The 23244-nt window shown below is 62.8% G+C and carries 24 protein-coding genes and 1 tRNA gene; 15 read left to right on the top strand and 10 right to left on the bottom strand.

Annotated elements, in window-relative coordinates; genetic code table 11:
* Positions 1-63: 63 nt before the first annotated feature.
* Both MRBLPB4O_RS07070 and MRBLPB4O_RS07065 read right to left on the bottom strand, forming a co-directional pair.
* Complete coding sequence (locus MRBLPB4O_RS07070; RefSeq protein ID WP_016500932.1) at positions 64-1746, bottom strand: DEAD/DEAH box helicase; 1683 nt, start codon at positions 1744-1746, stop codon at positions 64-66.
* A 446-nt stretch (positions 1747-2192) separates the two neighbouring features.
* Entirely contained in the window at positions 2193-2948 is a 756-nt protein-coding gene (locus MRBLPB4O_RS07065) for a spermidine synthase (protein WP_341797919.1), read from the bottom strand.
* 116 nt (positions 2949-3064) lie between these two features.
* Here MRBLPB4O_RS07065 and MRBLPB4O_RS07060 point away from each other — a divergent pair, with 116 nt between their 5' ends.
* Positions 3065-4411 (top strand): 3-deoxy-7-phosphoheptulonate synthase class II, encoded by a 1347-nt coding sequence (locus MRBLPB4O_RS07060; RefSeq protein ID WP_341797918.1) that lies wholly within the window; start codon positions 3065-3067, stop codon positions 4409-4411.
* 44 nt (positions 4412-4455) lie between these two features.
* On the opposite strand, the gene MRBLPB4O_RS07055 is transcribed toward MRBLPB4O_RS07060, so the two are convergent.
* Positions 4456-4674 (bottom strand): DUF1127 domain-containing protein, encoded by a 219-nt coding sequence (locus MRBLPB4O_RS07055; protein WP_013971536.1) that lies wholly within the window; start codon positions 4672-4674, stop codon positions 4456-4458.
* A 97-nt stretch (positions 4675-4771) separates the two neighbouring features.
* Between MRBLPB4O_RS07055 and MRBLPB4O_RS07050 the strand changes: the two genes are divergently transcribed.
* The gene (locus MRBLPB4O_RS07050) at positions 4772-5623 is read left to right on the top strand and encodes a LysR substrate-binding domain-containing protein (RefSeq protein ID WP_016500935.1); all 852 of its coding nucleotides are present in this window, start codon (positions 4772-4774) and stop codon (positions 5621-5623) included.
* 54 nt (positions 5624-5677) lie between these two features.
* Here MRBLPB4O_RS07050 and MRBLPB4O_RS07045 read toward each other — a convergent pair whose 3' ends face one another.
* The gene (locus MRBLPB4O_RS07045; protein ID WP_341797917.1) at positions 5678-6427 is read right to left on the bottom strand and encodes a sulfite exporter TauE/SafE family protein; all 750 of its coding nucleotides are present in this window, start codon (positions 6425-6427) and stop codon (positions 5678-5680) included.
* Positions 6428-6539: 112 nt separating this feature from the next.
* Here MRBLPB4O_RS07045 and MRBLPB4O_RS07040 point away from each other — a divergent pair, with 112 nt between their 5' ends.
* The 3 genes from MRBLPB4O_RS07040 (at position 6540) to MRBLPB4O_RS07030 (ending at position 8576) form a co-directional block, all read left to right on the top strand.
* Positions 6540-7493 carry a LysR family transcriptional regulator gene (locus MRBLPB4O_RS07040; RefSeq protein WP_341797916.1) on the top strand — a complete coding sequence of 318 codons (954 nt, stop codon included), beginning with the start codon at positions 6540-6542 and terminating at the stop codon, positions 7491-7493.
* Between the two features lie 58 nt (positions 7494-7551).
* The gene (locus tag MRBLPB4O_RS07035; RefSeq protein WP_341797915.1) at positions 7552-8007 is read left to right on the top strand and encodes a MarR family transcriptional regulator; all 456 of its coding nucleotides are present in this window, start codon (positions 7552-7554) and stop codon (positions 8005-8007) included.
* 140 nt (positions 8008-8147) lie between these two features.
* A complete protein-coding gene (locus tag MRBLPB4O_RS07030) occupies positions 8148-8576 on the top strand; it encodes an organic hydroperoxide resistance protein (protein ID WP_341797914.1) in 429 nt (142 codons plus the stop codon).
* Between the two features lie 255 nt (positions 8577-8831).
* Here MRBLPB4O_RS07030 and MRBLPB4O_RS07025 read toward each other — a convergent pair whose 3' ends face one another.
* Together MRBLPB4O_RS07025 and earP are read right to left on the bottom strand one after the other, a co-directional pair.
* A complete protein-coding gene (locus MRBLPB4O_RS07025; RefSeq protein ID WP_172222905.1) occupies positions 8832-9404 on the bottom strand; it encodes an elongation factor P in 573 nt (190 codons plus the stop codon).
* 48 nt (positions 9405-9452) lie between these two features.
* The gene (gene earP, locus MRBLPB4O_RS07020; protein WP_341797913.1) at positions 9453-10586 is read right to left on the bottom strand and encodes an elongation factor P maturation arginine rhamnosyltransferase EarP; all 1134 of its coding nucleotides are present in this window, start codon (positions 10584-10586) and stop codon (positions 9453-9455) included.
* 129 nt (positions 10587-10715) lie between these two features.
* On the opposite strand from earP, the gene MRBLPB4O_RS07015 reads away from it, so the two are divergent.
* Both MRBLPB4O_RS07015 and MRBLPB4O_RS07010 read left to right on the top strand, forming a co-directional pair.
* Positions 10716-11114: a hypothetical protein gene (locus tag MRBLPB4O_RS07015; protein ID WP_063425517.1), complete on the top strand. Its 399-nt coding sequence runs from the start codon at positions 10716-10718 to the stop codon at positions 11112-11114.
* A 2-nt stretch (positions 11115-11116) separates the two neighbouring features.
* Positions 11117-11587: a GreA/GreB family elongation factor gene (locus tag MRBLPB4O_RS07010; RefSeq protein ID WP_341797912.1), complete on the top strand. Its 471-nt coding sequence runs from the start codon at positions 11117-11119 to the stop codon at positions 11585-11587.
* Between the two features lie 114 nt (positions 11588-11701).
* Here the strand turns inward: MRBLPB4O_RS07010 and MRBLPB4O_RS07005 are convergent, their stop codons facing one another.
* The gene (locus MRBLPB4O_RS07005) at positions 11702-12640 is read right to left on the bottom strand and encodes a LysR family transcriptional regulator (RefSeq protein WP_341797911.1); all 939 of its coding nucleotides are present in this window, start codon (positions 12638-12640) and stop codon (positions 11702-11704) included.
* Between the two features lie 118 nt (positions 12641-12758).
* Between MRBLPB4O_RS07005 and MRBLPB4O_RS07000 the strand changes: the two genes are divergently transcribed.
* The 4 genes from MRBLPB4O_RS07000 (at position 12759) to MRBLPB4O_RS06985 (ending at position 17563) form a co-directional block, all read left to right on the top strand.
* Complete coding sequence (locus tag MRBLPB4O_RS07000) at positions 12759-13508, top strand: 3-oxoacyl-ACP reductase family protein (protein ID WP_341797910.1); 750 nt, start codon at positions 12759-12761, stop codon at positions 13506-13508.
* Between the two features lie 168 nt (positions 13509-13676).
* Complete coding sequence (locus MRBLPB4O_RS06995; protein ID WP_341797909.1) at positions 13677-14849, top strand: MFS transporter; 1173 nt, start codon at positions 13677-13679, stop codon at positions 14847-14849.
* Positions 14850-14962: 113 nt separating this feature from the next.
* Entirely contained in the window at positions 14963-15343 is a 381-nt protein-coding gene (locus MRBLPB4O_RS06990; protein WP_341797908.1) for a hypothetical protein, read from the top strand.
* 87 nt (positions 15344-15430) lie between these two features.
* The gene (locus tag MRBLPB4O_RS06985; protein ID WP_341797907.1) at positions 15431-17563 is read left to right on the top strand and encodes a TonB-dependent siderophore receptor; all 2133 of its coding nucleotides are present in this window, start codon (positions 15431-15433) and stop codon (positions 17561-17563) included.
* A 188-nt stretch (positions 17564-17751) separates the two neighbouring features.
* Here MRBLPB4O_RS06985 and MRBLPB4O_RS06980 read toward each other — a convergent pair.
* A tRNA-Ser gene (locus MRBLPB4O_RS06980) sits at positions 17752-17841 on the bottom strand.
* Positions 17842-18039: 198 nt separating this feature from the next.
* Here MRBLPB4O_RS06980 and MRBLPB4O_RS06975 point away from each other — a divergent pair.
* From MRBLPB4O_RS06975 to MRBLPB4O_RS06965, 3 genes are all read left to right on the top strand, one after another.
* Complete coding sequence (locus tag MRBLPB4O_RS06975; protein ID WP_341797906.1) at positions 18040-18729, top strand: crotonase/enoyl-CoA hydratase family protein; 690 nt, start codon at positions 18040-18042, stop codon at positions 18727-18729.
* A 115-nt stretch (positions 18730-18844) separates the two neighbouring features.
* A complete protein-coding gene (locus tag MRBLPB4O_RS06970; protein ID WP_341797905.1) occupies positions 18845-19558 on the top strand; it encodes a 1-acylglycerol-3-phosphate O-acyltransferase in 714 nt (237 codons plus the stop codon).
* A gap of 69 nt (positions 19559-19627) precedes the next feature.
* Positions 19628-20599 carry a magnesium and cobalt transport protein CorA gene (locus tag MRBLPB4O_RS06965; RefSeq protein WP_024717731.1) on the top strand — a complete coding sequence of 324 codons (972 nt, stop codon included), beginning with the start codon at positions 19628-19630 and terminating at the stop codon, positions 20597-20599.
* Between the two features lie 114 nt (positions 20600-20713).
* Here the strand turns inward: MRBLPB4O_RS06965 and MRBLPB4O_RS06960 are convergent, their stop codons facing one another.
* Positions 20714-21445, bottom strand: a complete 732-nt coding sequence (locus tag MRBLPB4O_RS06960) for an amidotransferase (RefSeq protein ID WP_341797904.1) — start codon at positions 21443-21445, stop codon at positions 20714-20716.
* Between the two features lie 528 nt (positions 21446-21973).
* Between MRBLPB4O_RS06960 and MRBLPB4O_RS06955 the strand changes: the two genes are divergently transcribed.
* Entirely contained in the window at positions 21974-22774 is an 801-nt protein-coding gene (locus MRBLPB4O_RS06955; protein ID WP_341797903.1) for a cytochrome c, read from the top strand.
* Between the two features lie 107 nt (positions 22775-22881).
* Here MRBLPB4O_RS06955 and MRBLPB4O_RS06950 read toward each other — a convergent pair whose 3' ends face one another.
* Positions 22882-23214: a ribonuclease E inhibitor RraB gene (locus MRBLPB4O_RS06950; protein WP_016500954.1), complete on the bottom strand. Its 333-nt coding sequence runs from the start codon at positions 23212-23214 to the stop codon at positions 22882-22884.
* Positions 23215-23244: the final 30 nt, after the last annotated feature.

The following is a 23244-nucleotide window of genomic DNA, read 5'->3' as shown; positions in this document are numbered from 1 at the left end:
CAGGTCCTGCACAGGCAAAAAAAATCCCCGACCTAGGCCGGGGATTTTTTTAGTGCGCCAGGATCAATCCTCGCGGTAGCGGCGCAGCTTCAGCTGCTTGCCGGCCACGCGGGTGTCCTTGAGCTTGGACAGCAGCTTCTCGAGGCCATCTTCCGGCAGCTCGACCAGGCTGAAGCTGTCGCGTACCTGGATACGGCCAATGGCGTCACGCGCCAGGCCACCCTCGTTGAGGATCGCGCCCAGCAGGTTCTTGGCAGCGATACCGTCACGAGCGCCCAGGGCGGTACGGCAACGTACACGGCCTTCGGCCAGTGGCAGCGGCGCACGGCGCTCGCGGTCACCACGGTCAGGACGCTCGCCACGGTCAGGGCGCTCACTGCGCTCACCACGCGGGGCACCAACGCCCGGCACCAGCGGCTGCTCACGCTCTACCGCAGCCAGGTCCAGCGCCTGGCCATTGGTGGCTTTGCGCAGCAGGGCCGAAGCCAGGGCACGCGCGCTGCAACCCAGGTCGGTGGTGAGGCGGTCGAACAGCTCGCCGTGGGTGGCTTCTGCTTCGGCTACCAGCGGCGCCAGGCTCGAGGTCAGCTTCTTGATGCGGGCATCCAGCACGGCCTGGGCATTCGGCAGGCGGGCTTCGGCAACTTTCTGCCCGGTCACACGCTCGATCACCTGCAGCATGCGGCGCTCACGCGGGGTGACCAGCAGCAGCGCACGGCCTTCGCGACCGGCACGGCCAGTACGGCCGATACGGTGCACGTAGGATTCCGGGTCGTACGGCATGTCAACGTTGAACACGTGAGTGATGCGCGGTACGTCCAGACCACGGGCAGCGACGTCGGTGGCGACGACGATGTCAAGGCGGCCATCCTTGAGCGAGTCGATCACGCGCTCACGCTGGTTCTGGGCAATGTCACCGTTCAGCGCAGCAGCCTTGTAGCCTTTGGCTTCCAGCGCGGCGGCCAGGTCCAGGGTGGCTTGCTTGGTACGCACGAAGGCGATCAGCGCGTCGAACTCTTCCACTTCCAGCAGACGCAGCACAGCCGGGATCTTCTGGTCGGCGTGGACCATCAGGTGGGCCTGGTCGATTGCGGTAACGGTCTGGGTCTTGGTCTGGATCTTGACGTGCTTGGGCTCGCGCAGGTGACGTTCGGCGATCGAGCGGATCGACGACGGCAGGGTAGCGGAGAACAGTACGGTCTGACGGGTAGCCGGGATTGCGTCGAAGATCACTTCGAGGTCATCCATGAAGCCCAGCTTCAGCATCTCGTCGGCTTCGTCCAGTACCAGGTACTGCACGGTGGACAGGACTTTTTCGTCACGACGCAGGTGGTCGCACAGACGGCCTGGGGTGGCCACGACGATTTGCGCGCCGTTGCGGATTGCACGCAGCTGTGGGCCCATCGGGGCACCACCGTATACGGCAACCACGTTCACGCCCGGCATCTGCTTGGCGTAGGTTTCGAAAGCGGTAGCAACTTGCAGCGCCAACTCACGGGTTGGCGCCAGGATCAGGGCTTGCGGTTCGCGCTTGCTCACATCGATCTTGTTGAGGATCGGCAGGGCGAAGGCAGCGGTCTTGCCGGTGCCAGTCTGCGCCTGGCCGATCATGTCGTGACCGGCGAGGATGATCGGGATCGATTGTTGCTGAATGGCGGACGGCTCTTCGTAGCCGGTAGCCACAACAGCAGCAACAATGTTCGGATTAAGATCGAGAGCGGCGAAGCCGCCGGTTTCCTGGGTCATGGGTCTGCCTCTAGGTGCATCCGCAAAGACCCATGCTCCAAAGCTGCACATGCCTTGAAAGACCGTCAGGTCACCCAGGCAGCTTTGGCGGCGGGGATTTGCGAAAACGATTGAAAAAGAAAACGTGGGAAGGTCCGCCTAGCGGACGTGCAGCCGAAGCTGGACTCGGAGGATTTGCACCACCTGATTTTGCGGCCCGCTAAAAGACCGGCGCGTACTATACCCGAAATAGTGGAAGCCGTGAGGAATTTTTTCAGGGTGCAAGGCCATTACCGGGCCATCAATCAATCCACGCTGAATCGATAATTCCCTGTAGGAGCGACCTTGTGTCGCGAAAGGGCCGCAGAGCGGCCCCGGCAACGTATGCGGCGAAGCTGAAATTCTTGGGGGCGCTTCGCACCCCATTCGCGGCACAAGGCCGCTCCTACAGGGACCGCGCCAGTCTCTCAGGTAGCTGGCCGAATCTCTTTGATCAACCCTTCCAGGCTATAACCCAGCTGCGGCGCCAGCGCTTCGGCCCGGGCCCGCAACCCCTCCAGGTCCAGCGCCTGCTCCAGGTCAGCCGGCACCAGCAAGATCACATTGCCCTCCTTCACCGGCAGCTCCCAGTAATGCCGGTGGTACAGCCCGCGCAACAACGCTGCGCCCAGCGGCCTGCCGTCGTCGGTGGCCCACTGGTTGATCACCAGCCAGCCACCCGGGTTCAACTGCTGCTGGCAGTTCTCCAGAAACTTCCACGCCAGGTGCCCCACGCCCGGCCCGTGGTCGGTGTACAGGTCGACAAACAACAAGTCAGCCTTTTCTGCCGTGGGCAACAACTCAATGGCGTCACCGATGCGCACGTACAAGCGAGGGTCGTCATCCAGGCCCAGGTGTTCCATGGCCAGGCGCGGTACGTCCGGGCGCAGTTCGATGGCCTCGATGTCCTCAAGCGGCAGAAACTTCATGCACGCCTGGGTCAGCGTGCCGGCACCCAGGCCAAGAAACAGCGCGCTCTCCGGCTGTTCATGGCACAGCGCCCCCACCAGCATGGCGCGGGTGTAGTCGTACTCCAGCCAGCTGGGGTCGGCCGTGAACACGCAGCTCTGCTCGATGGCATCGCCGAATTCCAGAAAGCGGTAGTCGTCCACTTCATACACGCTGATGACGCCAAAAGCGTCCTCTACCCGTGCCAGTAGCCGCTCTTCCCGTTCCGCCGTCATGCTGACCACCTACCCGCGCAAAAACGCGCATTGTCCGTCAACGCCCTTGATGCAACAAGCGCAGCGCCAACTGTTACCATGGCCTATAGCCTATAACCTACAAGACCGAGCCCGAGATGAACCAACCGTGGAGCCCTGACAGCTGGCGCGCACTGCCGATCCAGCAGCAACCGACCTACCCCGATGCCGCGCACCTGCTGAAGGTCGAACAGACCCTGGCCAGCTACCCGCCGCTGGTGTTCGCGGGCGAGGCGCGCGAACTGCGCAGGCAGTTTGCCGAGGTTACCGAAGGCCGCGCCTTCCTGTTGCAAGGGGGCGACTGCGCCGAGAGCTTCGCCGAGTTCTCTGCGGCAAAAATCCGCGACACCTTCAAGGTGCTATTGCAGATGGCCATCGTCATGACCTTTGCTGCCGGCTGCCCGGTGGTCAAGGTCGGCCGCATGGCCGGGCAGTTTGCCAAACCACGCTCCTCGGGCGATGAAACCATTGGCGACATCACCCTGCCCGCCTACCGCGGCGACATCGTCAACGGCATCGGCTTCGACCCGAAAAGCCGCATCCCCGACCCGGACCGCCTGCTGCAGGCCTACCACCAGTCCACTGCCAGCCTCAACCTGCTGCGCGCCTTCGCCCAGGGCGGGTTTGCCGACCTGCACCAGGTGCACAAGTGGAACCTGGACTTCATCGCCAACTCGGCGCTGGCCGACAAGTACCACCAACTGGCCAACCGCATCGACGAAACCCTGGCATTCATGCGTGCCTGCGGCCTGGACAGCGCGCCGCAACTGCGCGAAACCAGCTTTTTCACTGCCCACGAAGCGCTGCTGCTCAACTATGAAGAAGCCTTCGTGCGCCAGGACAGCCTGACCGGCGACTACTACGACTGCTCGGCGCACATGCTGTGGATCGGCGACCGCACCCGCCAGCTCGACGGCGCCCACGTGGAGTTTTTGCGTGGGGTGCACAACCCGATCGGGGTCAAGGTTGGCCCCAGCATGAACCCCGAAGAGCTGATCCGCCTGATCGACACGCTGAACCCGGCCAACGACGCCGGGCGCCTGAACCTGATCGTGCGCATGGGCGCGAGCAAGGTTGGCGACCACCTGCCGGGGCTGATCCGCACCGTCGAGCGCGAGGGGCGCAAGGTGCTGTGGAGCTCCGACCCGATGCACGGCAACACCATCAAGGCCAGCAGCGGCTACAAGACCCGCGACTTTGCGCAAATCCTCGATGAGGTGAAGCAGTTCTTCCAGGTGCACCAGGCCGAGGGCAGCCATGCCGGCGGCATTCATATCGAGATGACCGGGCAGAACGTCACCGAATGCATCGGCGGCGCCCGGCCGATCACCGAAGATGCGTTGTCTGACCGGTATCACACCCATTGTGACCCGCGGATGAATGCCGATCAGTCGCTGGAGCTGGCGTTTTTGATTGCCGAGACGTTGAAGCAGGTACGGCGGTGAGGCTGGGGCGCATGCCTTGAGAGGCCAGGCGCCCCGGCCCACACTCACTTCCTCAGCGGATCATCCCAGAAATGCCGCTCGGCCTCTTGCTGGATATCCGCCCGACTCAACCCCAGGTCGTGCAAGGTTGCATCGCTGAGGCTGGCAAGCTCCTGGCGCTGGCGGTACAGCTGCAGCCAGCGCGCCGGGCGTTGCAGGGCCGCATGCCACAGGTGGTTCAGGGAAAAGGCAGGTTGCTGGATGCTGCTGACATGACCTTTCATCGTGAAGCCCTCCGTGTTGGATGGCCTCAGTCTCGCGCCGGGCTTAAGATCAATCCAACGAATGTTTCTGATGCCATGCATCTCGGAGATTGATGCAATGTCCCAGTACCAGAGCCTCGATGCGGACGTTTTGCGCACCTTCGTCGCCATTGCCGAGCAAGGCGGTTTCACCCGCGCCGGCGAAGTGGTCAACCGCACCCAGTCGGCGGTGAGCATGCAGATGAAGCGCCTGGAGGAGGACATCCTGCAGCGCCAGCTGTTTGAGCGCGACGGCCGCCAGGTACGCCTGACCGCCGAGGGCCAGGTGCTGCTGGGCTATGCCCGACGCATCCTCAAGCTGCATGGCGAGGTGTTCAACACCCTGCGCATGCCGCACATGGTCGGGCTGGTGCGCATTGGCACGCCCGACGACTATGCCATGCGTTTTCTGCCGACCATTTTGTCGAGCTTTGCCCAGGCCTACCCGTTGGTGCAGGTAGAGGTGCATTGCGATTCGTCCAAGCAACTGATGCTGCGCCAGGACCTGGACCTGACCATCGTCACCCGCGAGCCAGGTAACGAGGTTGGCCAACTGCTGCGCCAGGAGCGCCTGGTATGGGCCGCCGCCGAAGGTTTTTGCCCACAGGAACAGCGACCGATGCCGGTGGCGCTGTTCAACACCGACTGCTTCTGCCGGGCCTGGACCTGCAATGCCCTGGAAGCACAAGGTATCGACTACCGCATTGCCTATACCAGCCCCAGCCTGGCGGCGATCTTTGCCATTGTCACGGCAGGGTTGGCCGTGACGGCGCAGCTGCAAAGTCTGATTACCGGGAACATCCGCATACTGGGTGAACAGGACGGCCTGCCGCAGCTGCCGGTGGCCAATGTGATGCTGGTACGCAGTACGCAGAACCCTTCGCCAATTACCGACTGCATGGCCGGTTACATCATCGAAGGGTTCAAGTAATTACCGTGTGGGAGCGGCCTTGTGTCGCGATGGGCCGCAATGCGGCCCCAAATCTCACAACTCGAATCCCAGCATCACCGCACACACCACCAAAAACACACAGAACATCGCCCGCAATACCTTCTCCGGCAACGCATGGGCCAGCTTCACCCCCCAGCTGATGCTGAGCAAGCCCCCCACCGCCAACGGAATCCCCACGCCCCAGTCAACACTGTGGTGCACCCCATAGGTCACCAACGTCACCAAGGTACTCGGCGCAGCCAGCGCCAGCGAAAGCCCCTGCGCCACCACCTGGGTGGTACCGAAGACACTGGTCAGGATCGGCGTGGCCACCACCGCCCCGCCGACGCCGAACAAGCCGCCCATGGTGCCGGCAAAGCTGCCCAGCACGGCCAGCCATGGCCAGGCATGACGCAGCTCGGCACTGGGCGGCGACACTTTCATGAACATCCGCGCCACATTCCACACCGCCAAGGCCACCAGAAAGCCGACAAAGCCCAGGCGCATGGAGTGCGCATCCAGCCCCACGGCCCAGATCGACCCCAGCCAGGCGAACAGGAAACTGCACGCTGACAACGGCAAGGCATGACGCAATTCGATGCGGTTACGCTGGTGATAGCGCCATAACGCCAGCAGCACATTCGGCACCACCATCACCAACGCCGTACCCTGCGCCAACTGCTGGTCCAGGCCAAACAGCACACCCAGCGCGGGAATCGCGATCAGCCCGCCACCAATGCCGAACAAGCCCCCCATGGTGCCCAGGGCAGCGCCCAGCACGATATACAACAACCACTCGATCATCAGGGCCTCGTTCGCCTGTACAGATAATGCGAGCATCCTAACGGCTGGGTGCTGGCGGGGAAACGCACAGCAGCGCACAATGGCTGTGCGTTTTTCGCAAAACAAGGCAGCCATGAGCCCCGATACCCTCACCGACCAGTTGAGCCTGTTCCTCGATGTGCTGGAGACCGGCAGTTTTTCCGCCGCCGCCCGGCGCCATCCGCTGACCCCGTCCGCGGTGGCCCGACGCATCGATAACCTGGAAAATGCCGTCGGCAGCCGCCTGTTCACCCGTAGCACCCACGCGGTGCGCGCCACACCCGCCGGCAATGCCTTTGCCGAGCGGGCCAGGCGAATCATCGAGGAGCTGCGCCTGGCCCGGGCCGAGGCGGTATCGCTGAGCAACGCCCCTGAAGGCCTGATCCGCATCGACGCCCCCGCCGCGTTCGGCCGTCGCCACCTGGCCCCGGCCATCGCCGACTTCCTGGTGGCCTACCCAGGCCTGGACGTGCAACTGCGCCTGATCGACAGCTTCGTCGACCTGCATGGCAGCCACTTGGGCGAGGTCGACCTGGTGCTGCGCGCCGGCCCCTTGGCCGACACCCGGCTGGTCGCCACGCCACTGGCCTACATGGTGCGCATCGCCTGTGCCAGCCCGGCCTACCTGGCCAGCCGCGGTGTGCCCACATGCCCCAGCGAACTGCCCGGGCACGACGGCCTGGACTGGGACGGCCTGGCACCGCCGTTCGCCTGGCGCTTCAACGTGGCCGGGCAAAACCGCCTGTACCGCCCCGCGCGCATGCGCATGGCCGCCAACAATGCCGAAACCCTGCTGTTCGGCGCCCTCGCCGGCTTAGGTGTTGCCCACCTGCCCACTTGGCTGATCAGCGAATACCTGCTGCGGGGCGAGCTGGTGCCGCTGTTTTGCGACGGCGGCCTGCCCGAAGCCGAGACCAGCGGCATTTATGCGCTACGCCTGGAACATGAAACGAACTCTCGCAGCCGTTTGCTGCTCGAATTCCTCAAGAGCCGCTTCAGCCCGATTCCACCCTGGGACCTGGCCTTGCGCAGTGAACTGCGCGAGTAATGCGCGCACTAAAAACAAGCGTGCCAGAATTCCCCATTGATCAATTTCAAGGACCTGCATGAACGCCGACACCCAAGCCTCCTGTGACGAGCTGCTGCTGGACAACCAGGTCTGCTTCGCCCTGCACTCCACCTCGTTGCTGATGACCAAAGTCTACAAACCGCTGCTGCAGGCCCTGGGCCTGACCTACCCGCAGTACCTGGCCATGCTGGTGCTGTGGGAGCGCGACGACCTGACCGTGGGCGAAATCAGCCAGCACCTGCTGACCGACCCGGGGTCGCTCACCCCGCTGCTCAAGCGCCTGGAAAGCGAAGGCCTGCTGCAGCGTAACCGCAGCCGGGAAGACGAACGGGTGGTGATGGTGCAACTGACCGACAAGGGCCGCGCCCTGCAACAGCAAGCCAAAGCAGTGCCGCCGTGCATCCTCAAGGCCAGCGGGCGCAGCCTGGAGCAGTTGCAGCAACTGCAAGCCGACCTGCTGAACCTGCGCGAGAACCTGCAGAAAAACCTCTGACAGCTATGCTGTGCAATGGCCGTTCGGACGAGCGGTGACGATTTATCTTGCGCGCTAATTAATTGCGCGTTAACTTAAATCCCACACCAACCCGCGCCCTCCTTCAACCGGGAGCGCACAGCACATTAGCGAGGCTCAAGATGCAAAAGGTCACTCCGCTGTACATCGCAGAAGCTACCTCCACCGGTGGGCGCGACGGCAAATCCAAGTCCAGCGACGGCAAGCTGGTCGTCAGCCTGAGCACCCCCAAGGAACTGGGCGGCGCTGGCGGTGACGGCACCAATCCCGAGCAACTGTTCGCCGCCGGTTACTCGGCGTGCTTCATCGGCGCCCTCAAATTTGTAGCCGGGCAAGAGAAGAAAGCCCTGCCGGCCGATGCCTCGATCACCGCCAAGGTGGGCATTGGCCAGATCCCGGGCGGTTTCGGCCTGGACATCGACCTGCACATCAGCCTGCCGGGCCTGGCGCAGGCCGATGCCGAAGGGCTGGTGGAGAAGGCGCATCAGGTGTGCCCTTACTCCAATGCCACACGCGGGAACGTGGATGTGCGCCTGCACGTAACCGTCTAAGGCGGTAAATCTGACGGTTTGCGCGATTCCCTGTAGGAGCAGCCTTGTGCTGCGAAGGGGCCGGTAGGGCTAAAGATCATCTCGGCTGCAATGGCCTCTTCGCAGCATAAGGCTGCTCCTACAGGGTGCTGAGCTAGCCATGGGTCATGGTGCAAGACAGTTGCTCCCGTCAGAGCAAGCATCGAGAACTGGCGAAAACACAGGCACAAAAAAACCCGGCCGAGGCCGGGTTTTTTGTGCTCATTGCAAGAAGGATTACTTCTTGGAACGGCCCTTGTACACGCCACCTTCGCGAGTGTCGATGTCGATCCACTCGTCGATGTTGATGAAGTCGGCAACCTGCAGTTCGGTACCGTTCTTCAGTTTGGCAGGCTTCATGACCTTGCCCGAGGTGTCGCCGCGAGCAGCGTTCTCGGTGTAGACAACCTGACGGCTGATGGTGGTCGGCAGTTCAACCGATACCAGACGGCCTTCGAAGAACACGGCTTCGCAGATGTCTTCCATGCCTTCTTCGATGAACGGCAGAACGGCTTCGATGTCCTCGGCGTTCAGCTCGTACATGGTGTAGTCGGTGGTGTCCATGAAGGTGTACGAGTCACCGCTGATGAACGACAGGGTCGCTTCTTTGCGATCCAGGATCACGTCGTCCAGCTTGTCGTCCGCACCGTATACGGTTTCGGTCTTGTAGCCGGTCAGCAGGTTTTTCAGCTTGGTCTTCATGATCGCGCTGTTACGGCCCGACTTGGTGAACTCAGCTTTTTGAACCAGCCACGGGTCGTTGTCGATCCGCAGGACGGTACCGGGTTTCAGCTCTTTACCAGTTTTCATTACGAAGTATCCGAATCTGGATGGATTTATAAAAATCGAGGCCGCGTATCATAGCGAATTTCGGTAAAAGTGTACTAGCGCTGTGGCAAGGTCCAGCTGAGCGGCCTGTCGAACCGCCCACAGCCGGGCATGCTGTTGCAGTTCTGGCCAGTGCTGGCGGGCTGCCTGCCACGCCTGGCCCATGTCACGGTCCATGTTCCAGGCACGCCACAGGCCCAGCAGGGCGGCATCGGCTTCATCTGACAGGCCGCGTCGATAATGCGCCAGAAACGCTTCGAGCTTTTCCCAGTGGGCGTTCTCGTCCTGCACATAGATGTGCCACAGCATCGGCTGCCCGGCCCACTGCGCACGCAAGAACGAGTCCTCGCCGCGCACCGCGTTGAAGTCGCAACTCCACAACAGCCGGTCGAAGTCGTCCTGGCTGACGAAAGGCAGCACCTGCACGGTCAGCGCCCCGCGCTGGCGCACGCTGCCCACTGGCAGCGGCGCCTCGCCAAGCCACTGGCTCAGCCCCGCGACGATGCGCCCTTGGGGCACCAGCAGGTGGCACGGTTGCGCGCCTGTGGCCAGGGCATCGAGCCAACTGGCCAATTGCGGGTTTTCGTAGGCAAACAGCGAGAGCAGCAATGCCCCCTGCTCGGGCTCTACACCAAGCCCCTCCAGAAACGACTGGCGTGCCTCGGCCGATTGCTGGAACGCGTCGCGCCGCGCCAGCAGCGAGCCCTCGCGCAGCAGCCCGCCGGTTTTCTCGGTAAAGCCGGGGAAGAAAAACACCTTGCGCAGGCCGTTGGGCTGCGGCGAAGGCAAGCCATGGCAGCCCTCCACCCAGTCCTCGGCGCTGAGGTATTCAAGGTTCAGCCACAGCGGCGGCGTGGCGCGGGCACGCATTGCCTCTACGTAAGCCGCCGGCAACTGGCAGGCGAAGGCACCGATCACCACATCCGCCGGTGCCACCGGCAGCCAGGCCGCCGGCCACTGACGCACATCCACACCGTGCTGCCACTGCTGCGCAGCGTTGGCATCCGCCCCTGGGCACATGGGCGTGAATGCTTGCAGGTCGTCTACCCACAGGCGTACCGCCAAGCCATGCTCAGCCACCAGTTGCCGGGCCAGGCGCCAGGTCACACCGATATCGCCGTAGTTGTCGACGACACTGCAGAAAATGTCCCAGGTGGCTTTCATGCGCCCCTCCCGTTCTGGTGCAAAAACCGCGAATTCTGCGGATAAATTGTCGCCGACAAAAGCACCCGCACGGAAAAATGCCCAAGCGCATGCGACAATGCACCCGACCTACCCTGCCAGGAGGCTGCCATGGCCCGCCACCGTGAACTGAAAATCACCCTCAAGCCGCTGCCGTTGATTGTATGCGTTGCCTTTGGCCTGTGGCTGGGCGCCGTGGCCATTGCCGCGAGCCTGTGGCTGGCGCTGCAACTGTGGCCCCAACAGGTGCAGCCGCTGGCCCAGGCCGTGGCGCCCAGCGTTTACCGGCCTGCCGCCCCCTCGGCGCCAGCCCCGGCACAAGACGCCCAGGCCGAAATGTTCGAGCACTACAAGGACATGCTGCGCAAACAGGAACTGCAACAGGCCGCCGAGGCCGCCCAGGGCAACCCGCGCAACCTCAACAGCCCCAAATGCCAGTTCTGGATGCAGCAGAACCGTACCGCCCCCACCGACAAAAGCCAGGCCAATGTGCTGGAGTTCTGCTACTGACCATGGACAAGACCCGCCTGCTGGTGCAGATCGTCGCCACCCTCGAGCATGACCTCGACGTGCTGACCCGTGCGGCGCAAAGCGCCTACGAAACTGCCACCGCCGAAGAGAACATTGCCGAGAACAAGTACGACACCCTGGGCCTGGAAGCTTCGTACCTGGCCACCGGCCAGGCCCGCCGCAGCGCCGAAATCCGCCAGGCGCTGCTGATCTACCAGCAATTGCTGCTGCGCGACCATGACCCTGCGCGCGGGGTGCAGATCAGCAACCTGGTGACCCTGGAAGATGACGCTGGCGGGCAGCGCCGGTTGTTCCTCGGCCCTGAGGCGGCGGGGTTGAAGATTGGCGAGGGGGATGAATTGGTGACCGTGATCACCCCGCGCTCACCGCTGGGGCAGCAATTGATGGGCAAGCGGGTGGATGATGAGGTGAGCCTGGGGGCGCAGGCATTTTTCATTACCGGTATTGCCTGATCGGGCCCTATCGCCGGCAAGCCAGCTCCCACAGGATTACCACAGGCCTGAATACTTTGGGGTCCCTGTGGGAGCTGGCTTACCGGCGATAGGGCCACTACAGGCAATACACAGCTAACGGGTTTGCAAGGCATCGAACCGCCCCGCCAACCCCTGTTCGGCAAACTGCTCCACCACAAAATCGATAAAAGCCCGGGTTTTGCCCGGCATCAGCTTGTGCTCGGCAAAATACAGGCTGATATGCCCGTCATCCACGTACCAGTCCGGCAACACTCGCCGCAGCCGACCACCCTGCAAGTAAGGCACGGCAAACGGCAGGCTTACCAAGGCAATCCCCAGCCCCTGCTCGGCCACCGCGCAAGCCGCGTCCGAATCGCTCATGGTCATCGCCTGGCGCAGTTGCATCGGCTGTTGCACCTGCCAGCGGCTGGTCAACGGCCACGAGCGGACCCGCCCCGTCTGCGGTGAGCGGATCAGGATGCCATCGTGCCGCTGCAGCACCTGCGGGTCGTCGATCGGTGCGTGCCGCTCCAGGTAGGCCGGTGCTGCCACCAGCACCCGGTGGGCCGGGGTCAGCTTGCGCGCCACCACCCCCGGCGGCAGATCGAAACCACCGCCAATCGCTGCATCGAAGCCTTGGCCGATCAGGTCGACCTGGCGGTTGTCGAAATGCCAATCCGGGGTAATGGCCGGGTAGCGGCGCAAGAACTCGCCCAGCAAAGGCAGCACATACAAACGCCCGAACACCGTGCCCATGCTCACCCGCAACAGCCCGGCTGGCTGGCCTTCGGCGCTGGCCAGGTTGGCCACGGCGTACTGGATAGTGCGGAAGCTGTCGCCGACCTCGCCAAGAAAACGCTGCCCCGCCTCCGTCAGGGTCAGCTTGCGGGTACTACGCTGGAACAACCGCACGCCCAGGCGCGCCTCCAGCTGGGCCACATGCTTGCCCACGGCGGCGGGCGTAATGCTCAGGCGCCTGGCAGCCTCGGCAAAACTGCCAACTTCGGCACTGCGGATGAAGCATTCCAACGCGTTGAACGATTCCATGGCCATGATTAGCAACCAAAGGTTTACTCTGCTGATAGTGATTGCCATCTTATCAGCAGGTAATCAAGCGCCGATACTTTGCACATCCAAGGCATTTCGGCCTGGCTTCCAGCAGGAGATCAGCATGTCCAAGCAACTTTCACTCGAAGGCAAAGTGGCCCTGGTTCAGGGCGGTTCCCGCGGCATAGGCGCAGCCATCGTGCGGCGCCTGGCCCGCGAAGGTGCGCAGGTGGCCTTCACCTATGCCAGCTCCGCAGGCCCGGCAGAAGAACTGGCCCGCGAAATTACCGAAAACGGTGGCAAAGCCCTGGCCCTGCGGGCCGACAGCGCCGACGCAGCCGCCGTGCAACTGGCAGTGGATGACGCCGTGAAGGCCTTCGGCAGGCTGGATATCCTGGTCAACAACGCCGGTGTGCTGACGGTGGCACCGGTGACCGAATTCGACCTGGCCGACTTCGACCGCATGCTGGCGGTAAACGTGCGCAGCGTGTTTGTCGCCAGCCAGGCCGCAGCGCGCTACATGGGCCCGGGCGGACGCATCATCAATATCGGCAGTACCAACGCCGAGCGCATGCCCTTTGCCGGTGGAGCGCCTTACGCCATGAGCAAGTCGGCGCTGGTTGGCCTGACCCGTGGCATGGCGCGTGACCTGGGGCCACAGGGCATTACCGTGAACAACGTACAGCCGGGGCCGGTGGACACCGACATGAACCCCGCCAGCGGCGAGTTTGCCGAGAGCCTGATCCCGTTGATGGCGATTGGGCGGTATGGCGAGCCGGAAGAGATTGCCAGCTTTGTGGCGTACCTGGCGGGGCCAGAGGCGGGGTATATCACCGGGGCAAGTTTGACGATCGATGGTGGGTTTGCAGCTTGATTTGATGAGTTGCATGTTCTGGCCCCATCAGGAACACCACAGGCCTTGAACCTGTGGTGTTCCTGATGGGGCCAGAACAGGATGGTTGATTGAGAACTAAACATTGGTGTCATGCCTGATACTTCTTGATAATTCCCCCGCTTGACTACTGCCCGCCACGAGATCTCCATGAACGCCCCCACTCTCAGCCGCGCCATGATCCTGCTGATGGCCACTGCCACCGGCCTGGCCGTGGCCAGCAACTACTACGCCCAACCGCTGCTGCACAGCATCGCCCAGCAGTTCGGCCTGAGCACTGCCAGCGCCGGCAGTATCGTCATCGCCGCGCAGCTCAGCTATGGCGCCGGCCTGTTGCTGCTGGCGCCACTGGGTGACCTGTTCGAGCAGCGCCGGCTGATCACCGTGATGACCGCCATTGCTACCCTGGGCCTGGTGATCAGTGCCTGTGCGCCGAGCCTGCCTTGGCTGCTCCTCGGCACGGCGCTGACCGGGTTGTTCTCCGTGGTGGCGCAGATCCTCGTGCCCATGGCTGCGGCCCTCAGCGAGCCGCATCAGCGTGGGCGCGCAGTCGGCACGCTGATGAGCGGCCTGCTGCTGGGCATCCTGCTGGCACGTACCGCTGCCGGCTTCATGGCCGAGCTGGGCGGCTGGCGCAGCATCTACGTGCTCGCCGCTGTGCTGATGGCGATCACCGCCGTGGCGCTGTACCGCAACCTGCCGCAGCACCACAGCCATGCCGGGCTGAAGTACCCGGCGCTGATAGGCTCGGTGTTCCGGCTGTTTATTGAAGAACCGGTGCTGCGCCTGCGCTCGCTGCTCGGCCTGCTGGCGTTCAGCCTGTTCGCCCTGTTCTGGACGCCCCTGGCGTTTCTGCTGACCAAGGGCCCGTACCATTATTCGGATGCGGCGATCGGCCTGTTCGGCCTGGCCGGTGCGGCCGGTGCGCTGTCGGCCAACTGGGCCGGGCGCCTGGCCGACCGCGGCAAGGGCGCGCTGGGTACTACCGTGGGCCTGGTGGTGTTGCTGCTGTCGTGGGTGCCGCTGGGCTTTGCCGAGCACTCGTTGCTGGCCCTGCTGCTGGGTGTGCTGTTGCTCGACCTGGCGGTGCAACTGGTGCACGTGAGCAACCAGAACGCGGTGATCGCCCTGCGCCCCGAGGCACGCACGCGGCTGAACGCCGGGTACATCACCTGCTACTTCATTGGCGGGGCGCTGGGGTCGTTGCTGGGCACGCAATTGTTCCAGCACCAGGGCTGGATGGGCATTGTGGTGGCGGGCTTGGTGATTGGCGGGCTGGCGTTGCTGGTGTGGCTTGTATCTGCCCGCAAAACCACCGTGTAACCCCAGTGGGCGACAATGCACCGCACTACCCTCCGTCGCATGGTCGTTGACTTGCCTGGCCGGGCAGCGCTCATTAGGCGCTGGTCAATGCCCTTTCCCGACAGGACGACGTTATGACAAGACTCACGGTGCAATCCGGCGATTTCTTGCAAGGTGAAGGCGAGTATCGCAATGGATCGCTCACACTCAAGACCCCGCGTAGCCCTTCCCCGGGTGAGCGGATTTCCCTGTCCCGCATCAGCGACCTCAGGCTGGCCAGCCTCGAAACCAACCGCAGCCTGGGCAGCGCCCTGGGCTGGGGCGTCGCCGGGGCCCTGGTGGCCGGGCCGGTGGGGCTGCTTGCCGGGCTGTGGCTAGGCGGCAAGGAGCAAGAAGCCACCTTCCTGGCCACCTTCAAGGATGGGCGCAAGCTCATGGCCATTACCGACGGCAAGACCTGGTCGAAGATCGATGACAGCTGGCGCCAGCACAAGCGCCCCGCCAACCAGGGCTGAATATCGCGGGGCCTGGATCGTTTTATGCTGAAGGCGGCTGCTAAGATGCCGCCTTTTTCATGGCCTGTGCCCATCCAGGAGCCCCGCATGCCCCCGTGTCACCCCCGCCTGCCCCTGAGCCTGCTCAGCCTGGGCCTGGCCCTGCATTGCCCCCATGTGCTCGCCGAAGACAGCGTGGTGCTGGCCCCACTGCAGGTGTCCGACACCTATGCCAATGACGGCTACCAGGCTCGCCAGGCAGCGGTGGGCAGCTTCCAGCCCGCGCCCTTGCTTGATACCCCGGCCGCCATCAGCGTGTTCAGCCAGCAACTGCTGGAAGACCGCCAGGTGCGCAAGCTCAGCGAAGTGCTGCAAAGCGATGCCTCGGTTGGCGAAAGCTACGCCCCCATCGGCTACTACGAAAACTTCAACGTCCGAGGCTTCGAGCTGAATGCCGCCAGCAGCTACCGCATCAACGGCCAGACCATCGCCGGCGAGCAGAACGTGGCTTTGGAGAACAAGCAGCAGGTGGAGCTGCTAAAGGGCTTGTCGGGGCTGCAAAGCGGTGTGTCGGAGCCGGGCGGCCTGATCAACTACGTAACCAAGCGCGCGGAGGATGTGCGCAGCGTGACGGTGTCGACCAACGAACAAGGCGAACGCTACCTGGCCACCGACCTGGGTGGCTGGTTTGGCAGCGAAAAACAGTTCGGCCTGCGGGCCAACCTCGCCCATGAAGACATCCGCTCCTACGTCGACCACGCAGATGGCAAACGCGACTTCGCTTCGCTGGCATTCGACTGGCAGATCAGCCCGGATGCCACCCTGCAGCTGGATGCCGAATACCAGCACCGCGAGCAGCGCTCGGTGCCGGGTTATCAACTGCTGGGTGGCACCGAAGTGCCCCACGGCATCGACCCGGACGACCGCCTGGCTTACCAGGATTGGGCAAAGCCCGTGCAAAACGACTCGCTGAACCTGGGCGGGCGCTTCGAGTACCGCTTCAACGAGGCCTGGACCGGCACCTTGAGTGCCTCGCGCAGCAAGGTGGTGATCGACGATTACAGCGCCTTTGCCTGGGGTTCGAGCGAGGGCGCGTTCTTTGGCAGCAATGGCGACTACGACATCTACGACTTCCGCAGCCCCGACGACACCCGCCGCACCGATGAAGCACAGGCCATGCTCAACGGGCACTTCGATGCGCTGGGCGTGGGGCATGAACTGACCATGGGCACCAGTGCGCAGCGACGCACGCTGGATCAGCGCCCGTACTACAACGAGTGGCTTGGCACCGGCAACATCTACACCGGGGCCCCTGCCTTCGAGCCGTCCGACAAACCCGTCGGCGCCAGCGAACGCCGACTGGACAGCCGTCAGTACGGCTTGTTCGTCAGCGACCGCATCAGCTTCAACGACCAGTGGCAGACCGTGCTGGGCGCCCGTGAAGTGCGCCTGGATGAAAAGACCTGGGACGAGAACGGTGTTGCCGGGCGCCATACCCGCCAATACGAGTTACTGCCCAATGCTGCACTTATCTACAAGCCGCAGCCAGACACCACGCTATACGCCAGCTACGCCAAGGGCCTGTCTGCCGGCGGCACGGCACCCTGGTTTGCCAGCAACGCCGCCGAAATCCTCGCGCCCACGACTTCGCACCAACTGGAACTTGGCCTCAAGCACGACTGGCAAGGCGTGAGCTTCAGCGCCGCGCTGTTCCAGATCCGCCAGGCCTACCAGTACGCACGCCCGGACGGTGCTGGCAACTTCACCTACGTACAGCAGGGCCAGCAGAAAAACACCGGCCTGGAGCTGGGCGCCAGCGGCTGGGTGAGCCAGAACCTGCAAGTGCAGGCCAGCGCCGCAGCCATTCGTGCGCGGATGAAAAACAGCGGTACCGATGCCTATGAAGGCCATCAGGCAATCAATGTGCCCAAGTTCCGGGCAGCACTGCACGCGCAATACTCGCTGCCGGTACCGGGCTTGGCACTGTTGGGCGGGGCGCGTTACAGCGCCAGCAAGTATGCGAGCCAGGCGGGCAATGTGGAGGTTGGCGGGTATACCGTGTTCGATGTAGGGAGCCGGTACCGTACGCGCATTGGCGGGTATGACACGGTGCTGCGCCTGACCGTGGATAACGTGTTCGACAAGCGTTACTGGCGCGATGTGGGGGACTACCTGGGAGATAACTATCTGTTCCAGGGCGCGCCACGCACGGCTCGGCTGTCGGCCTCCGTCAGCTTCTAGGTTTGTTGGGGCTGCTTTGCAGCCCATTCGCAGCACGAGGCTGCTCCTACAAGGGACTGCGCCAGTTGCAGGGCTCGCGCCCTCCTGTAGGAGCAGCCTTGCGCTGCGAATGGGCCGCAAAGCGGCCCCAATGGCCCTGAAAACAAAAAGCCCCCGTGCTTTTCAGCGCGGGGGCTCTTCGTAGAATGTGGCGGTGAAGAAGGGATTTGAACCCTTGATACGATTTCTCGTATACACACTTTCCAGGCGTGCTCCTTCGACCACTCGGACACTTCACCGTTTCTCTTCAAGCCTTGCGGCCCGTCGAGGTGCGCTAATTTAGTGAAAGACATTCCCTTTGGCAAGCACTTTTTTCAAATTTTTCATGTATTTGCATTTGGACCGCGGTGAACACTGACCGACCAGTCAGCCTTGCTGCTTTACCTGGCCTCTGGCGCTGGGTAACGTCGTCGCCACGCCAACAAAAGGACTCTGCCATGAGCGAGCTGATTACCTACCACGCCGAAGACGGCATCGCCACCCTGACCCTGAACAACGGCAAGGTCAACGCCATCTCGCCAGACGTCATCACCGCCTTCAACGCCGCGCTCGACCGCGCGATCGAAGACCGTGCAGTGGTGATCATCACCGGGCAGCCAGGCATCCTGTCGGGTGGTTACGACCTCAAGGTGATGACCAGCGGCCCGAAAGAGGCCATCAGCCTGGTCACTGCCGGCTCCACCCTCGCCCGCCGCCTGCTGTCGCACCCGTTCCCGGTGGTGGTTGCCTGCCCGGGCAATGCCGTGGCGAAGGGTGCCTTCCTGCTGCTATCGGCCGATTACCGCATTGGCGTCGAAGGCCCGTACAAGGTGTGCCTGAACGAAGTGCAGATCGGCATGACCATGCACCATGCCGGTATCGAACTGGCCCGCGACCGCCTGCGCCGCTCAGCTTTCCACCGGTCGGTGATCAACGCCGAGGTGTTCGACCCGCACGCGGCGGTTGATGCCGGCTTCCTCGACAAGGTGGTGCCGGCTGAGCAACTGCAAGAAGCGGCACTGACGGCGGCGCGTGAATTGAAGAAGCTGAACATGCTGGCGCACAAGAACACCAAGCTGAAAGTGCGCAAAGGCCTGCTGGAGGCGCTGGACAAGGCGATCGAGCTGGACCAGCACCATATGGGCTGATAATCGACTCACCCCTGCGCTCACGCTCCTACAGGGAAAGTGGGCGCAGCACCTGAATTTGCCCGAACCAGTGCACACCCGTACACTCCGGCGACCGTCTGGTGTGAGTCGTACCATGCTTTATTCCTTGCGCATGCTTCTGCTGGCGCTGCATTTCCTTGTGGTTGGCGTCGTGGGCCTGGTCATTGGCCTGTGCCGCCCTTTCAACCCCGACAACAGCCGGGTATTCGCCCACCTCTACAGCCGGCCGGCCACCTGGCTGATGCGCATCAAGGTCAAGGCCGAAGTCGGCCCGCTGTGGGACCAGCCACCCGGTTGCGTAATCATCGCCAACCACCAATCCAACTACGACCTGTTCGTGGTGGGCCAGGCGGTGCCACGACGCACCGTGGCCATCGGCAAGAAGAGCCTGGGCTGGGTGCCGCTGTTCGGCCAGCTGTTCTGGCTGGGCGGCAACGTGCTGATCGACCGCAAGAACAGCTACCAGGCCCGCAAGGCGCTGCAGGAAACCACCCGTGTGCTGCAGGATGACACCTCGATCTGGGTATTCCCCGAAGGCACGCGTAACCCTGGCGAACACTTGCTGCCCTTCAAGAAAGGCGCGTTCCACATGGCCATCGAGGCAGGTGTGCCGATTGTGCCGGTGTGCGTCAGCCGCTACGCCACGCGCATGAACCTGAACAGCTGGCGCCAGCGCACGGTGGTGGTGCGCTCGCTGCCGCCCATTGCCACCACCGGCATGACTCAAAAGGACATTCCGGCGCTGATCGAGCAGTGCCGGGTGCAGATGCAGCAATGCATCGACCGCATGGAACACGAGCTGGCCTGAAGCGGGTTGCTCTTGGGCCGGCTACGGCCCAAGCTGTACCCCGTGTTCAACCGGAATAAGCGGGCAACCATGGGTCGAGTCGTGGCATCGGCGGTGTACAGCGCCGGCAGAAAGGTCACCAACATCAGCATCGACGAAGGCAGCGAGTGGGCGCGCAAGCCGGGGCACTTTGTGTGGATCGGCCTGGAAGAGCCCAATGCCGAGGAGCTGGCCAACCTGCAATGCCAGTTCAACCTGCACGAACTGGCCATCGAAGACGCCCTGGAAAAGCACAGCCGGCCCAAACTGGAAACTTTCGGCGACGCGCTGTTCATCGTCACCTATTCGCCAGTGCGCCACGAAGGCAAGCTGGAGTTCATCGAAACCCATATCTTTGCCGGCAACGGCTACATAATCACCTGCCGAAATGGCCACTCCAAGTCCTACGCCCTGGTGCGCCAGCGCTGCGAGGCCCGGCCGCTGCTGCTGGAGCACGGTGAAGACTTTGTGCTGTACGCCCTGCTCGACTTCGTCACCGAGAACTACCAGCCGGTCAGCGAGGCCATCCATGGCGAGATCGAAGAGCTGGAACAAAGCGTGCTCGGCGGTTCCTTGCAGGAAGACGACATCCGCCGCCTGCACAGCCTGCGTCGCGACATCCTGCGCCTGCGCCGCTATGTGGCGCCGATGGTGGAAGTGAGCGAGGAGTTGCAGCGCCTGAGCTTCCCGTTTATCGACAAGAACATGCGCCCGTACTTTCGTGATGTGCAGATCCACGTGACGCGGCAGATGGAAGACCTGGCCGGCATCCGTGACATCGCCAGCCAGACCATCGAGATCGGCATGCTGCTGGAGTCGTCACGGCAGAGCATCGTGCAGCGCAAGTTCGCGGCCTGGGCGGCGATCCTGGCGTTCCCTACGGCGATTGCCGGGATTTACGGGATGAACTTTCAGAACATGCCGGAGCTGGGGTGGCACTATGGGTATTTCGGGGTACTGGGGGTGATCGTGCTGGGGTGTACGGGGTTGTTTGCCAGCTTCAAGAAGTCTGGCTGGCTCTGAGATTGCCGGGGCCGTTTTGCGACCCATCGCGACAAGGCCGCTCCCACAAGGTATCACGATCAATCTGTAGGAGCGGCCTTGTGCCGCGATGGGCTGCGCCGCAGCCCCCGGTCATCACGCTGCGTTATCTTTACTCGCCGGCTGCTGGATAAAGCGCATCATCCACTCCCCAACCAGGTCGCCCTGGTGCTCGCTGGCCAGGCTGGCCACGGCCTTGTGGTACACCTCATCCCCCAAATACTCCTGGCGGGCATCCAGCAGCGCGCGGGAGTAGTCGTGCACGAACTCCGGGTGGCCCTGGAAGCACAGCACCTGGTCACGAATGTGATACGCCGCATTCGGGCAGAAATCGCTTGAAGCAATGACCGTGGCGCCTTCCGGCAATTCGGTGACCTGGTCCTGGTGGCTGATCAGCAAGGTCAGCTCCGACACCTCCGGGTCCATCCACGGCGCATGGGCCGCCAGCGAGTAGCGATGGATGCCCACGCCCCAGCCCTTCTCTGCCCGCTCGGCCTTGCCGCCCAGGGTCAATGCCAGCAACTGATGACCAAAACACACACCCAGTAGCTTCTCGCCACGCTCGTACAGCTTCAGCAAGTAGGCCTTGAGTGTCTGGATCCAGGCATCGGTACCGAACGAATCGGCCTTGCTGCCCGTCACAAGGTAGGCATCAAACACTTCATTGTCGGCGGGGTAGTCGCCGTGCATCACGTTGTAGACACGAAATTCGGCGGCGATCGGCTGACGCGAGAAGAGCTGCTCGAACATCCTGCCGTAGCCCTGGTACTGCGCCGTCAACTCCGGTCGCAGGACATCGGTTTCAAGGATGCAGATGCGTAACGACATAGGGGTAGTCCTGAACGACATGGGTGGGAATCTGCTGTAGAGACTGACGCGAAAGGCACGTACAAGCAAGTAGGCTGCACTGACGAACGGTCACATTTCGTCGGTACGTGCCTGGCAGTTGCGCCACTGTCTAGCCAGAGCATGCCAGCCAGATGGCACATGGCCTCATAGCGAATGGAAATCAACGGACCAGACAATTAGAACAAAGGGTTCTCAAACATGGATCACACACCCCCTACTGTTGGTTGTATATCCACTTTCAAGAGGCAGGCAGTTCTGGCACCACGCGGTGCCACTGTGATCGACCCGAAGCGCGACAAGGAAGCCAACGGGTATTCAGGAATAACAACAAGAAGGCGGTCCGCCATGTTCAGACAATCAAAAATTCGCCAAGCTGGGCTCATTCTGTTTGCCACGACTTTGCTGTTGATCTTGCCGAACCTGACACGTTTGTTCGGCTGACAGCGGCGGTGGCGCCAACAGGCAGCGCACAGGTAACCTGCCGGCCTTGATGGTCGGAGATTGCCCATGCGCCACTGCCTTGCCCTGTTTGCGTTGTTCCTGAGCCTGCCGCTGTCGGCGGCGCAACTGCACCTTGAACTGGGCACCAGCGCGCGCGAGTGGAGCAGCGCCGAGTTGCTCGGCCACCCACAGGCCCAGGATATCAGCGTCGATCAGGATGTTTCCTACAAACGCCCCATGCACTATAGGGCGGTGCCGTTGGCCACGCTGCTTGTAGGCGTGAGCCCAAGCGATCACCTGCAAGCCGTGGCACTGGATGGCTTTGCCGCCGAGATGCCCGCCGCACCGCTGCTGCAGCAAGGGCCGGCACGGGCCTGGCTAGCCGTGGAAGACCCCGACAAACCGTGGCCGGCACTGAGCAAGGGCAAACCCAGCGCGGGGCCGTTCTATCTCGTGTGGACTGAACCCCGGGCCAGCGGCATCCGCCCGGAGCAGTGGCCATTCCAGATTTCTACCCTGCGTAAACTGGCGGGTGTTGAGACGCGGTTCCCGGCATTGCTCCCCGACCCGAAGTTGCCAGCTGACAGCTCCGTGCGCCAGGGCTTTGCCTTGTTCCAGCAGAACTGCATGGCGTGCCACCGCCTGAACGGCGCCGGGGATGCGCAGATGGGGCCGGATTTGAATATGCCGCACAACCCGACCGAGTATTTTCAACCAGGTTATTTGCGCAAGTTGATTCGCGACCCGCAAAGCCTGCGGCAGTGGCCACAGGCAAAGATGCCGGGGTTTACTGAAAGTGTACTGAGTGAACAGGAACTGGATGCGTTGCTGGCCTATCTGGGGCATATGGCCGGGCGCAAACCGTAAGCGCAGCGTGTGCTTTTTCGCGGGCTTGCCCGCTCCCACAGGATCACCACAGGGCTAAACATTGTGAGATATCTCTGGGAGCCCCGCGAAAAAGGCAACGGATACCTTCAGGCAGTCTGCCGTTCGTGCTTGACGCCCCACCCTTCCACCTCCCCCCCATAAGGTGTCACCAGTTGCTCAAAGGTCTCTTCAAAGTCGCCAATACCGCCATAGGTGGCGTACATGACCTTGCTCAGTTCCAGGTGCCAGGCACCGTCGCCCAGCTCTTTCACCTGGGCATTGAGCGATTCGCCACGAAACTGCCCGGCGGCACGGCGTGCCCCTGCTTCGTCGGGGAATACGGCATAGAACTCGATGGGGTGGATCTGGGTGAAGTCGAAACCGCCTGCTTTCATCTGGCGCAGGACGTTGGTGCTGATATCGTCGTTCTGGCTGCTCATGAATCGTCCTCCTGAATAAAGCAATGGATA

The sequence above is a fragment of the Pseudomonas sp. LPB4.O genome, from assembly GCF_038383825.1.
Lineage (GTDB): Bacteria > Pseudomonadota > Gammaproteobacteria > Pseudomonadales > Pseudomonadaceae > Aquipseudomonas > Aquipseudomonas putida.
This window is presented reverse-complemented; position numbering and strand designations above follow the sequence as displayed.